At 58.8% G+C, this 12,065-nt stretch carries 15 protein-coding genes and 1 tRNA gene; 3 read left to right on the forward strand and 13 right to left on the reverse strand.

Going from position 1 to position 12,065, the window contains the following annotated elements; all coding sequences use genetic code 11:
- Positions 1–32: 32 nt before the first annotated feature.
- Positions 33–548, reverse strand: a complete 516-nt coding sequence (rplJ, locus tag KUW67_RS03835; protein WP_224823959.1) for a 50S ribosomal protein L10 — start codon at positions 546–548, stop codon at positions 33–35.
- A 394-nt stretch (positions 549–942) separates the two neighbouring features.
- On the opposite strand from rplJ, the gene KUW67_RS03840 reads away from it, so the two are divergent.
- A complete protein-coding gene (locus KUW67_RS03840) occupies positions 943–1,614 on the forward strand; it encodes a L,D-transpeptidase (protein WP_224823960.1) in 672 nt (223 codons plus the stop codon).
- Here KUW67_RS03840 and KUW67_RS03845 read toward each other — a convergent pair.
- The 6 genes from KUW67_RS03845 to nusG all read right to left on the reverse strand — a co-directional run bounded on the left by KUW67_RS03845 (position 1,611) and on the right by nusG (position 5,438).
- Positions 1,611–1,907, reverse strand: coding sequence for a hypothetical protein (locus KUW67_RS03845; protein WP_224823961.1), 297 nt, complete (start codon positions 1,905–1,907; stop codon positions 1,611–1,613). The two genes, KUW67_RS03840 and KUW67_RS03845, sit on opposite strands and share 4 nt — an antisense overlap.
- A 144-nt stretch (positions 1,908–2,051) precedes the next feature.
- Positions 2,052–2,252: a hypothetical protein gene (locus KUW67_RS03850; RefSeq protein ID WP_224823962.1), complete on the reverse strand. Its 201-nt coding sequence runs from the start codon at positions 2,250–2,252 to the stop codon at positions 2,052–2,054.
- 111 nt (positions 2,253–2,363) lie between these two features.
- Positions 2,364–3,452, reverse strand: a complete 1,089-nt coding sequence (locus KUW67_RS03855; protein ID WP_224823963.1) for a Hint domain-containing protein — start codon at positions 3,450–3,452, stop codon at positions 2,364–2,366.
- 221 nt (positions 3,453–3,673) lie between these two features.
- A complete protein-coding gene (rplA, locus tag KUW67_RS03860) occupies positions 3,674–4,372 on the reverse strand; it encodes a 50S ribosomal protein L1 (RefSeq protein WP_224823964.1) in 699 nt (232 codons plus the stop codon).
- Positions 4,373–4,374: 2 nt separating this feature from the next.
- Positions 4,375–4,800: a 50S ribosomal protein L11 gene (gene rplK / locus KUW67_RS03865; protein ID WP_224823965.1), complete on the reverse strand. Its 426-nt coding sequence runs from the start codon at positions 4,798–4,800 to the stop codon at positions 4,375–4,377.
- Between the two features lie 104 nt (positions 4,801–4,904).
- The gene (gene nusG / locus KUW67_RS03870; protein WP_224823966.1) at positions 4,905–5,438 is read right to left on the reverse strand and encodes a transcription termination/antitermination protein NusG; all 534 of its coding nucleotides are present in this window, start codon (positions 5,436–5,438) and stop codon (positions 4,905–4,907) included.
- Between the two features lie 312 nt (positions 5,439–5,750).
- On the opposite strand from nusG, the gene KUW67_RS03875 reads away from it, so the two are divergent.
- Positions 5,751–6,566, forward strand: coding sequence for an aminoglycoside N(3)-acetyltransferase (locus KUW67_RS03875; protein ID WP_224823967.1), 816 nt, complete (start codon positions 5,751–5,753; stop codon positions 6,564–6,566).
- Positions 6,567–6,608: 42 nt separating this feature from the next.
- On the opposite strand, the gene secE is transcribed toward KUW67_RS03875, so the two are convergent.
- On the reverse strand, positions 6,609–6,806 hold the full coding sequence (gene secE, locus KUW67_RS03880) for a preprotein translocase subunit SecE (protein WP_224823968.1): 198 nt from the start codon (positions 6,804–6,806) through the stop codon (positions 6,609–6,611).
- 227 nt (positions 6,807–7,033) lie between these two features.
- On the opposite strand from secE, the gene KUW67_RS03885 reads away from it, so the two are divergent.
- The gene (locus tag KUW67_RS03885) at positions 7,034–7,459 is read left to right on the forward strand and encodes a cytochrome c (RefSeq protein WP_224823969.1); all 426 of its coding nucleotides are present in this window, start codon (positions 7,034–7,036) and stop codon (positions 7,457–7,459) included.
- A 12-nt stretch (positions 7,460–7,471) separates the two neighbouring features.
- On the opposite strand, the gene KUW67_RS03890 is transcribed toward KUW67_RS03885, so the two are convergent.
- The 5 genes from KUW67_RS03890 to KUW67_RS03910 form a co-directional block, all read right to left on the reverse strand.
- Complete coding sequence (locus KUW67_RS03890) at positions 7,472–8,356, reverse strand: glycosyltransferase (protein ID WP_224823970.1); 885 nt, start codon at positions 8,354–8,356, stop codon at positions 7,472–7,474.
- A gap of 113 nt (positions 8,357–8,469) precedes the next feature.
- Positions 8,470–8,545: transfer RNA gene (locus KUW67_RS03895), tRNA-Trp, on the reverse strand.
- Between the two features lie 104 nt (positions 8,546–8,649).
- Positions 8,650–9,786, reverse strand: a complete 1,137-nt coding sequence (locus tag KUW67_RS03900) for a hypothetical protein (RefSeq protein WP_224823971.1) — start codon at positions 9,784–9,786, stop codon at positions 8,650–8,652.
- Positions 9,787–9,936: 150 nt separating this feature from the next.
- The gene (gene tuf, locus KUW67_RS03905) at positions 9,937–11,112 is read right to left on the reverse strand and encodes an elongation factor Tu (protein WP_224823948.1); all 1,176 of its coding nucleotides are present in this window, start codon (positions 11,110–11,112) and stop codon (positions 9,937–9,939) included.
- Between the two features lie 129 nt (positions 11,113–11,241).
- Positions 11,242–11,976, reverse strand: a complete 735-nt coding sequence (locus KUW67_RS03910) for a hypothetical protein (protein WP_224823972.1) — start codon at positions 11,974–11,976, stop codon at positions 11,242–11,244.
- Positions 11,977–12,065: the final 89 nt, after the last annotated feature.

Genomic DNA, 12,065 nt, shown 5'->3' on the forward strand with positions numbered 1-12,065 from the left:
CAGGGATACCCCTACGCAGATCAGAGGTTGCTTTACGCGGCCGCTTTGTCCTCGACCGTCGAAATGATGCTTGCGATGTTCGAAGCAGGTGCCCCGATCGCGCCGGCGATGTTGGAAGCAGGTGCACCGATGCAGCCCACGATCGAAGCAATAAGCTCCTCACGCGACGGCATTGCGGCGACGGCTTTCACACCAGCGACGTCCAACGCGTTCTCGCCCATGGCACCGCCGAGGATCTCCAGCTTGGAGTTCTCTTTGGCGTATTTCTCGACGACCTTGGCAGCTGCCACGGGGTCCTCGGAATAGGCAAGAACGGTCATACCCGTCAGAAGACCAGCAATGCTTGCGCAGGGCTGACCCTCAAGGGCGATCTTGGCGAGCCTGTTTTTGGCAACGCGAACGGACCCGCCTGCTTCACGCATTTGCGCACGCAGGTCCTGCATTTCAGCAACCGTGAGACCCTCGTAGTGGGAAACCACAACGACGCCAGAGCTTTCGAAGATCTGGCCGAGTTCCTCGACCACTTTCTCTTTCTGGGCTCTATCCACAGTTTTACTCCAAATTTGGAAGGGTTCCCCCTCCGGCTCTCGTAACGACATCAGACTTGATGTCGGTTAGTCCGAACGGGCAACACTCTTACAAGCTCCGGAGGAGCCTCTTCGAGAATTGGTCTTTCCCGTCTCGGGCAGGATTTATCAGAACCGAATCTGACCCGCCGTCTCGGACGATGCCGCAACGCGACAGAGGCGCGACATATGCCCTGATCGGCAAAGTGTCAATGGGCTTTTGGGCAAGACCGGCAACCGCGCCGGAATACGCCACTTCTTCCGCGCCAAAACGCAGCTTAAAACGGGGCCAAAACGGGGTTGTGACTGGCCCTTGGGACCCACACGAGGTAGTTTCGCGTTTGTGCGATGTTACGCACCACCAAGGAGACATTTGATGCTGACCAAACGCCATTTCATTCTGACAAGCGCCGCCCTGTTCTCGGCACCGATCCAGGGGATCGCACAGGACGCGCCGCGCCCGATTTCTGATCGGTCAAAATGGGCAGCCTGGGATGCAAGGGTCACGCCAGCGAATTACGACCCGGCGACGTCCAACCCATGGGGTGTGCATCGCCGCTTCTTGCCGCGGATGGTTGAAGCCAATGCGAACCTGACCCCCGGTGATATCCATGTCGATGCGGTGGCGCGCTATCTTTATCACATCCGCGAGGGCGGCACCGCGATGCGGTATGGCGTGGCCATCGCCCGGGGCGATCTTTACGAGCCCGGCACCTACACGATCCGGCGCAAAGCGCGCTGGCCCACCTGGACGCCAACCGCCGCGATGATCAAACGCGACCCGCAGCTTTACGAGCAGCATGCAGATGGGATGAATGGCGGGCCAACCAATCCGCTAGGCTCACGCGCGTTCTATCTCTATGAGGGCAACCGCGACACGTATCTGCGTATCCATGGCTCTCCCAGCCCCCGCTCTATCGGGGGGCGCGCAAGTTCAGGCTGTGTGCGGATGATCATGGCCCATATCAACGGGCTATATGATCAGGTGAACACTGGCGTTACAGCGTTCCTTTATCCACCCGAAGAACTGATTTCGGCGCGCAGCTAAGCCTCGCTTTCGGCTGCCGTCTCGGCGGGTCGGCTGCAGATCGGACGCCCCTCGCGCGTGCGCAGCGGCAGCAGCGTCGTCTCGACCGGGCCGACATAGCGATAGACGTAACAACCATCGACGGAATCAATCTTGACGCGGGTCAGGTCCTGATTGGGGGCTGCGATCTCAATGACGCGCTCAGGCACGTTGGTCATGAACCCCGACGCACTGCCCCCGCTGCCCATCGGCATCCCGTCGCATGCGGCCAAAAGCAAAACAGCGGCTCCAGCAAACCAAACCCGAGTATTCATATGTGTCATCCTTCAATCATCCGATTTACGGACTAGGATACTCCGCGCTGGATGTAAAATCCTCTTGGCGTAGGCATGGAAGCCGACATGAAAAAAGCACCGATGGCTCCACCGGGGCTTTTCTATCTGATAGGCGCTTTGGCTTTACGCCTCTGTCGCAGCGTCAGCTGCCGCTTCCATCACAAAAGCATAGTTCTTCTCGGTCGCGACAGCACGTGCATCGCGGATATAGGCCTGCGACGATGGAATTGTCAGCGGGTTCATCATCGCGCGCTGCGCTCCGGCAATCTCGGCTTGGAGTTGGTCACAATCCGTTTCATTATCTTCCCCGTATGATACTAACACGAAAGTTCTTGCGCTGAGGGTGTGACCTGTCAGCAACTAAGTTGAACAGGCGGCCGCTTTGACGCAGCGCTTTGCTAAGCCGCTGTTGTTCAGACGAAATGGTTCAACAGTTTAAATCTGAAACAGCGGCCTGCCGTTTTTGGCATGGCGTGATACGAGCCGCCGCGCGACATGCCCTATGGGCACCGCACGCGATGGTTGGGGCGCAACATCCAGCAATCCGGGAAACAGAAGTTGCAACTCTTTGATGACGTCAGCGCCCAGAGCCTTTTGCGCCTGCTCGCCAAGCAACAATGATTCCGTCGGCGCGCCCTCGGCGAAGATGATCTCATGCTTCTCGAAAAGCAGGTGGATATAAACGATCTGCGTCAGGTCATCCGCCAAGGCGATACCGGGCAAACCTGTCAGCTTTCGTGCAGCGACCAGCACCTCGTCCTTGCCTATCATGCGCTGCGCGATGCGCGACCGCAGCAGCATCCGATGTTGCGGTGATATGATCAGGTCACGCTCTGGCAACCCGGCCCCAAGGGCGCCCTGCGCGATCCGCACTGGGATCAGATCCCCTTTGACGGGGCAAGTGGAGCGTCCAATCCAGCGGATGGGTTGTGCGCCGTTATCACGGGTCTGGACCAGATCGCCAACGCGCAGCTTTTCCACCAGCACAGGGCCAGCCGGTGTGAGGATCTCAACACCTTCGGTAAAACAGGGCACGAAATCAAAAGTCTCGCGCGAGGCGTTCATGCCGGAGAAATTGTTGCCAGACAGGCTGTCGAGCGAGATGGATTGGATCACACCGGCTTCAAGATCTGCCTGATCCGCATTGGCTGAAAACTCGGGCGCGAGATAGGTGTTGCCGGCGGTATCCTGAAACACGACAGCCGTGATTGTGGCGGTGGTGCCATCGCCATAGGTGATTGTTGCGTTATAGACGGACGTGCCGTCAAAAAACTGATCAGGGCCACCATTAATGCTAAACGTGTCATTGGCCAAAGCGTTGTCCATATCAAACACGCCCGATGAGCCACCGCCCGAGCCGGTGCTACCCGGTGAAAAACTCTGAAAATTATCGACCAGCGGATTATTGGCATCGCCAAAGGTCAACCCGACCAGCGCCGATGCATTCTCGGCGGTGGTATTGCCCTCAACCGGGTCAATCGCCGCAAGGTTACCCAAAGAGATAACATTGAACGTTGTGGGCATATCACTTCACCTTGTCGGTCCGACGCATCCAAGCCGGCGACGATTCAATAGTTAACGTGGTCAGACCTGCGCGAAGAAACTGGCCTAAGCATGGCATAACAGCGACGATTCGGCGGCAGCCCGATACAATGACCCTAACGCAAAGCCATGACGGGCCATAGCCAAACACAGAAAAAAAGGCGCGCAAAAGCACGCCTTCTTTCAATATTTCTGGTCGGGATTTAGTTCCCTGCGGCGTTATCCACCGAGATCGAGACGCCCGGACCCATTGTCGAGCTGACAGCGATCTTTTTCATGTAGGAGCCTTTGGCGCCTGCGGGCTTGGCCTTGGCGACCGCATCCACGAAAGCGCGGATGTTTTCGACCAGCTTGGCCTCATCAAACGAGGCTTTGCCAACGCCTGCGTGCACGACGCCTGCTTTTTCGGCTTTGAACTGCACTTCACCGCCTTTGGCGGCTTTGACAGCGGCTTCCACATCCATGGTGACCGTGCCCACTTTGGGGTTCGGCATCAGGTTGCGGGGGCCAAGGACCTTACCAAGACGACCTACGATGGGCATCATGTCAGGTGTCGCGATGCAGCGATCAAAGTCGATCTTTCCGCCCTGTACGATCTCCATCAGGTCTTCGGCTCCGACGATGTCAGCACCGGCCTTTTCGGCTTCTTCTGCCTTGGGGCCACGGGCGAAGACAGCGACGCGGACGTCCTTGCCTGTGCCGTTGGGCAGGCTGACCACACCGCGGACCATCTGGTCTGCGTGGCGCGGGTCAACACCAAGGTTCATCGCGATCTCGACGGTCTCGTCGAATTTCGCGTTTGCATTGCCTTTGACCAGAGCGACCGCTTCTTCAACGGTGACGTCCTGCTTGCCAGCGAAAGCCTCGCGGGCGGCGGTTGTGCGTTTTCCGAGCTTAGCCATGATTATTTAACCTCGATACCCATCGACTTGGCGGAGCCAAGGATGATCTGCATTGCGCCTTCGATGTCGTTGGCGTTGAGGTCCTTCATTTTCGCTTCCGCGATTTCACGAACCTGCTTGGTGGTGACCGAGCCGACCACTTCGCGCGACGGGTTGTTGGCACCCGACTTCAGCTTGGCGGCTTTCTTCAGGAAGTAAGACGCAGGCGGCGTCTTGATGTCCATCGTGAAGGACTTGTCCTGATAATAGGTGATCACGGTCGGGCATGGTGCGCCCGGATCAAGCTCCTGCGTCTTGGCGTTGAACGCCTTGCAGAATTCCATGATGTTGATGCCGCGCTGACCCAGTGCCGGTCCTACGGGCGGCGACGGGTTTGCTTGTCCGGCGGGCACTTGCAATTTCATCGTGCCAGCGACTTTCTTGGCCATGAGGCCTCTCCTTCTTTCAACACCCCTTGGTCGCGACCGCGGGGCTTTGGGTTGCGTGGTCCGGCTTGGCGCACGCGTGCGCCTCCCCTCCCACGTTGATCACGTCAGCTCTGTTTGGAGACCTGCGTGTATTCCAGTTCGACCGGGGTGGCCCGGCCAAAGATCGAGACCGTCACCTTGAGGCGCTGGTTCTCGTCGTCCACTTCTTCGACCATGCCGTCGAAATCCTCGAACGGGCCGTCGTTAACCTTCACCTTCTCGCCAACCTCGAAATGGATCAGCGTGCGCGGAGCGGCCTCGCCTTCCTCGACGCGGCCCAGGATGGCCTGCACTTCGGCGTCGCGCATCGGCATCGGGCGGCCCTGAGGCCCCAGGAAACCGGTGACACGATTGATCGAGTTGATCAGGTGGTAGCCTTCGTCGGTCATCTCCATGCGGACCAGCACATAGCCGGGCATGAAGCGCCGCTCGGTCGTGACTTTCTTGCCGCGACGCACTTCGATCACTTCTTCGGTGGGGACCAGAACCTCTTCGATCTGGTCCTCAAGCTCGGCTTCCACAACAGACGTGCGGATTTGCTCGGCGATCTTCTTCTCGAAGTTCGACAGAACGCTTACCGAATACCACCGTTTGGCCATGCTGCTGCACCTTTATACGTCAGGACTTGCGCCCCGAAATTCCGTGTTCTCTTGCAAGGGCGCGGCCCCTGCGTCGCCCTGAATTAAATGCGGCGCGCCACTCGAATCGAAGCGCGCCGTCAGGGAAGTGGGCTGCGTTTACATCCCACCCCGCGTCAGATCAAGGGGGCGGCGTGTGCAAGCCGCGGGAATTTCCCTACGAAAGGCCGAATTACCCCCTTTGAGCGTCGCGCACCCGAAGGACTCTTCCCGCTTGCGGTAGCATTCGTTCAGTGATGTGCTTGGCTGAAGAGACTGTTGAGGCAAGTTAGCATGCAAGACGCACCAATGCAGGTTTTTGGGACAGATGATCTGGTCGATGACCTGCACGCCTTGGGACTGCAGAGGGGTGACGGTGTTTTTGTACATTGCGCCTTGGGTCAAATCGGACATGTGATCGGTGGCCCGCGCGGCGTGATTGAGGCTTTGATCAAAACCGTGGGCGATATGGGCCTGATCGGCATGCCCGGCTTTTCAACCGATGCCTACGATCCATCAGACACCTTCGGCATCACCCTGTCCGAGGCAGAACACGCCCGCATCAGGGCGCAGGTGCCTGGGTTCGACAAAGACCGGTCCAATGTCAGCGCGAACGGTGCCGTCGCCGAGGGTTTTCGCACATGGCCAGGCGTCGTGCGCAGTCCACATCCGACCACGTCGGTCTTGTTGTTCGGCAAAGACGCCGAAGAACATGCAACACCTCATGATCCAGCGGGCTGGGCAACAGGGCCAGAGACACCTTGGGGACACCTCATGCAGCGGCCTGATATGAAAATTCTGCTGATCGGTGTGGGCTGGAATCGATGCTCTGCCCTGCATGCCGCCGAAAGCCTTGCACCCCACAAGCGCACCAAGACCCGGCATTTCAAAGATGCCGCGACGGGCGAATGGACCACCGCGCCGGATGTTGCGGATGATCGGGACAGGTTGTTCCCGCTGGTCGGCACTGATTGGGAGAAAGACGGCACGGTCACCCAAGGCAAGCTGGGCAATGCGCTTTGCCGTGTGACTGGCTACAAAGAACTCGTGACCTATGCCGCTGAGTGGATCAACACGCGTAATCAGGCGGATGGTGTAGCAGCCGGTTAGAAAAGCGGATGATGATGCGCGCGATAAACCACGCGAGGTGATCTACCCGAAGGTCGTCAGAACGAACTGCAATCCGCTGCGGATCAAAAGATCGACCAGAAAGAAAAAGATCGCCGTCAGTGTCGCCATGATGAAGACCATCACGGTGGTCAGCAACACTTCGCGCCGGGTTGGCCAAACGACCTTGGCAACTTCTGCGCGCACTTGCTGGATGAACTGAAGCGGGTTGGCCATTGCCATGATCTCTCCTGCGCGGATGCGCGTAACGTGGTTTGGGATCACATACGCAAGCGGGATGTTGATTGCAAGATGCGCTGTCGCGCCCAGGGTGCGGGCTTTGCAGGCGGAACCACTTTGCTGCTGGAAAGGATAGCCGCAGCGGAATCCCGCCAATCTGAGCAAGATCAAAGTGCGGCGGTTGCGCGCGGCTATACTGTCCTGAAAGACCCCAACAGAAGGAGCACATCATGCCGAGCAGATTTCACACCAAACCCCTTATCGCCGCCCTGTCCGCTGCCGCCCTCGCAGGCTGCGTGGCCGAACCTGAAGAAGACCGGACGGACGTCCTGCAGGGGCAGAGCCTGTTCATGGCGCAATGTGCGGCGTGTCACGGCGATGACGGGCGCGGCGCAGGCGCGGCTTCGCTGGGGCTCGGTGCACCGCCCCCGTCGCTGACCACGCTCAGCGCCCGCAATGACGGGGTATTTCCGCGTGACTACGTGATGACCATGATTGACGGGCTTACCCGGCAAGGACACCCCGACATCGCGATGCCAGAGTTCGGCGCGCAGGATATGGGTCCGCTGATTCAGGTCGAGGAAGACGGTATCTCGACCCCGGTCCCGGCCAATCTGCTGGCGCTGGCCAATTATCTGGAAGCCATTCAGGAGTAAGCGGCGACGTGGTTAATCGCGGGCCGCAATCTGTGCGGGATCAAGATAACCAAAGCGCTTTGCCACATCCGGATGAGTTGTCCAATCGTCGAGCTTGCGCCAGCGATCGCTGACCTCCACGCGGGAATCGTTGGTGAAATGCACCGACCGAACCCACATGGCAACGCGTTTGACCATGTGGCAGCCCGCCCGTTTCGGCGCGCCTTGATGGTCGATGCCGAAGATGTTCTTCTTGCCAGGCATGGACAGCATCGCGAGGCCCAGATTGATGTAAGGATAAGCGTGTTGATACAGCTCCGGCACGCTGTCCGCCTCGTCGCTGATCGCCAGACCGTACCCGTGCGAATAGGAGATAAACCGCGGCCCGGTCTCGGTCTTTGTGACCTCTGGCAGATACGCCCGCATATCGCTTCGTAACCGGCTGATATAGTCACTTGAAAGCCCGTCATCATCGTCCAGAACGACCTGCATGATCGGCGCTGTCTCATACTTCTGCTGCATGAACAGCCGCAGGAATTTACGCGCGTAGGCAGGGCGTCTGGCATGGATGGTATATTGGCCGGGCTGCAGCATTTCTTTGCAGATGGCCCGCAGCTTGGCGAACGTATCCTCCGGCAGGTCTTCACTGGTCAGAATGAAAAGGTGAAAGTTCTGGTCGTCCTGCGCGGCCAATGACGCCAACGCAACCGTCTTGAGCAGATGCAGCCGCATCGCAAGACGCTCTTGATCAAAGAGCAACTCCTTGTCGCGGGATGTATCGCTTTTCCAGCCGGATTTTCCGAAATATGCAAAGCGCATGGCGATCACGATGTCGATCTGATCGACCTGCTCAACTGTCAGCGCAAGCGGGGCCTCACCCGGCACTTCGGCAACCTCTTGAACATCTTTACCAGCCATCACTACAGCTCCGCGCATGGGTCTTTTAGTGCTTCAAGTATGACAATGCCCGCGCCAAAGGGAAAGACGGCACACTGGCTTTTCTCGGTGCTGCGATAAGAAGGAAGGTGGCTTGGCAGGGGCTGAGGGACTCGAACCCACGACCCTCGGTTTTGGAGACCGATGCTCTACCAACTGAGCTAAACCCCTAAAGCCGAGGGTTGGATAGGGGGGATTGCGCGGGTTGGCAAGGGGTTTGCGCCCTGTCGAGGTAGTGCATCACGCGAATTTATCAGAAGGCTCCGATGCTTTGACTAATTTGCCCATTCTCCGAAATCGAGCAAAGCCCCGGGCAGACGGTCATAGTAGTTCGGCAAGGGGTTGAGCGTCGGGAAAGCAATCAACGTGTTGGCTGTCAGGAGGGCCATCAGGACAAGCGGCGTGAACACCTGCACACATCGCTCCGCACCCTTTGCGTCGATCCGGCACAAGAGTGCCAGCATCATATAGCCTTGCAGGATCGCCAGCGATGCAAAGCGGGACAGGTCATAGGCGATCAGCAAAACACCCAACGGCCCTACCACGACAAGCGCAATGGCAATACGGTCCAAGGTCAGTCGATGCCCCGTAAGCATCAATAACCAACGTAACAAGACGGCAGTATAGACCAACGCGACAGGGAGGACCCAGCTTCTCTCAAAAAGATAGGTCACGTCTTCCCAGCCCACCGCATAACGAGGGACATCCCCGTCGCGAAACGCGACAACCGCGTCGAGTGCGAAAACGCGCACGTTGAAATCAAGGGCGCGGGCGTCAACTTCTGTCGTGATCCGCGCCAGCGCCTCGTCGGCAAACGGGGTCCACAGCATCAGCAAGACGGCAAGGCCACCCGCCGCGATCACAGGCAACGGCGCGGCAAGACGACCCCCCTGAAGCCAGAGCTGCCCTGCCAAGAGGACAGCAAGCGTTCCGGCCATCGCTTCGTGGATCAGAACCCCGATACAGCAGAGCAGACATTTGACCGCGACCGCCCCAAGGCCTTTGCCCGGCACCCAAAGCGCAGCAACTCCAAGCAGCATTAGCACTCCGTCTAGATAACCGGTGTTGCCCAAAAACGTGGCGAGCGCGAAGGACGTGATCGCCACAAGGCCAAGACCAAGCCCTGTCACATTCTCTGGCAGGTTGCGCGCCATCCAAAGGGTAAATGCCACACCACCAAGTACCGACAGCGTGATCGCGATGACATGGGCTTGCGCATTGCTCAGCCCGTCAAAGCCGATCCACTGGATCAATTCGCCCAGCAAGGCGCGCCGGGTGATGCCCAGATCATAGGAAAACAGATAATGGGTCTGCGCCCATTCGTTAGGCGGTTTGATCTTGGCAAGCGCCATGCAGGCAAAAACGCCCAGTAGCACCCCCGTCATCCGAGACCGGCTGACCTCTGCCCCCATCACTCTGCCTCTGTTTGTTCTTTTTCAAAGAGAATGCCCTACAGGCCATGACAGGGCAAAAGAAAAAGGCCGCCCCGGATGGGACGGCCTTTCCTATTCCTGATTCTTGGCTAGGGGCAAATTGACCCAAGGGCCAATAGCCTGCCGCTTTTACTCGTGGATTTTCGACACGACGCCGGCACCGACGGTGCGGCCGCCTTCGCGGATGGCGAAGCGGAGGCCTTGCTCCATCGCGATCGGTGCGATCAGTTCCACGTTGAACTTCAGGTTGTCGCCCGGCATCACCATCTCGGTGCCCGAGGGCAGCTCAACCGTGCCCGTCACGTCCGTCGTACGGAAGTAGAACTGCGGGCGGTAGTTCGCGAAGAACGGCGTGTGACGGCCACCCTCATCCTTGGTCAGGATGTAGGCTTCGGCCTCGAACTTCGTGTGCGGGTTCACCGAACCCGGCTTGCACAGAACCTGACCACGCTCGACGCCTTCACGGTCCACACCGCGCAGCAGGGCACCGATATTGTCGCCAGCTTCACCACGATCCAGCAGCTTGCGGAACATTTCCACGCCCGTGCAGGTCGTCTTCGAGGTGTCCTTGATGCCGACGATTTCGATCTCGTCGCCCACGTTGATCACGCCGCGCTCGACACGACCGGTCACAACCGTACCACGACCCGAGATCGAGAACACGTCCTCGATCGGCATCAGGAACGGCTGGTCCACAGCGCGCTCGGGCGTCGGGATGTATTCGTCAACGGCAGCCATCAGCTTCTTGATCGACTCTTCGCCGATCTCCGGGTCGCGGCCTTCCAGAGCGGCCAGCGCCGAGCCGGGGATGACGGGGATGTCGTCGCCGGGATACTCGTAGGAGGACAGCAGTTCGCGGATCTCCATCTCGACGAGCTCAAGCAGCTCTTCGTCATCGACCTGGTCAACTTTGTTCATGTAGACGACCATCTTCGGGATGCCGACCTGACGGCCGAGCAGGATGTGCTCGCGCGTCTGGGGCATCGGGCCGTCAGCAGCGTTCACAACCAGGATCGCGCCGTCCATCTGAGCGGCACCGGTGATCATGTTCTTGACGTAGTCGGCGTGGCCGGGGCAGTCGACATGGGCGTAGTGACGCGCGTCGGTCTCATACTCCACATGCGCGGTCGAGATCGTGATCCCGCGCGCTTTCTCTTCCGGCGCACCGTCAATCTGGTCATAGGCCTGGAAATCACCGAAATACTTCGTGATCGCTGCCGTCAGTGTCGTCTTGCCGTGGTCAACATGGCCAATCGTGCCAATGTTAACGTGCGGTTTGTTACGCTCAAACTTTCCCTTTGCCATACCGAAAGGCGCCTTCTTTTCAGGGGGTCCACCCGACCCCGTTTCAACATCGCGGGCGATGTATTGGCTATTGGCGCGGAAATCAAGCGTTAGCTAGCCTCCACTACCACGGCTGTTGCGCGTGTTGAGTTAAGGCACGTCGACGCGCACGTCCGAATTGCCCGGAACGATCACATCGTTCTGTGTCGGCTGGGTTTGTGGTGCCGCAGAGCGCGCATCGGGGCGGGGCAGCTCTTCCGGCGCCTCCATCTGAGCGCCGTCGAGCGATTTGACCGGCTCACCCGCGACGGCCTGAGCGTTTTCTACCGGGTCATCGACAATCCGGTCAGACGTCGTGATCAGCCATGTATCCTTGTTCTGGATCAGCCAATCCTGAATGCGCTTGGCCGCATTGAAGCTGAGCGTTTCGATCTGCTGTTCCTTGGTCTTGGTCAGACCGGACCCGATCAGCGTATCGCCGTCTAGGTTCTCGAAGATCGTCAACTGATGCGGCTCTTCGGTCAGCTTTTTGCCCTGACTGTCATCCCAGACATTCACCGCAACGATCAGAACCGACTTGGGCGACAGCACAATCGGAATCCCCGGAGGTGCCAGCGCATAGCCTTGAACCGTTACACCCAGATGAAAGAGCCCTTGGCCACGGTAGCCATCCAACCGGTCATCGACCGCTTTGAACAGCGCCTCTTCCCACTGCTCGGGCGTCGCGGTGCGCGACACCGGGCTTTTCACCGCACCATCAGCCACAACAATGTTATGGCCTAGACGGAATGTTCCCATATCGGGAAGCTCGTCAGGCAATTCGGTTTGCCCACATGCTGTCACTGTCAGGGCCAGAAGGCCAATTCCCAAAACTCTCGCGATCATGCGCATAAGCTCCTATCGGTTGGCACGCGGGTTAGACCATCCGGCGCGCACGCGCAATGTGGCGCGGTTTACATCCTGGTGAGCGGTCA

The organism is Cognatishimia sp. MH4019 (genome assembly GCF_020177595.1).
Lineage (GTDB): Bacteria > Pseudomonadota > Alphaproteobacteria > Rhodobacterales > Rhodobacteraceae > JAHTBL01.